We start from the raw sequence: 201 nt of genomic DNA, 5'->3' as shown, positions 1-201 counted from the left end.
TAATTATATAATAATCGTAAGTGATTAGAAATATAAAATCCTGCAAGAAAATTAATAGAAGAACTCGTTCTGTATCCAGCACCAATCTCAATTTTGTTTTTGTAGTTCACTGTAGTATTAATATCTACCTGAATCGGAGCTCCAGAAACATATTTAACCAAAACACTGGGAGTGATTAACACTTCTTTAAAACGTGAAGCA

1 protein-coding gene is annotated in these 201 nt (G+C 30.8%); it reads right to left on the bottom strand.

Features of this window, described 5'->3' with window-relative positions; translation table 11 throughout:
- A partial coding sequence (locus Z053_RS29160; protein WP_035096581.1) for a type IX secretion system membrane protein PorP/SprF occupies window positions 1–201 on the bottom strand: 201 nt, incomplete at both ends.

It is taken from the genome of Aquimarina megaterium XH134 (assembly GCF_000520975.1).
Taxonomy (GTDB): Bacteria; Bacteroidota; Bacteroidia; order Flavobacteriales; family Flavobacteriaceae; genus Aquimarina; species Aquimarina megaterium.
This window is presented reverse-complemented; position numbering and strand designations above follow the sequence as displayed.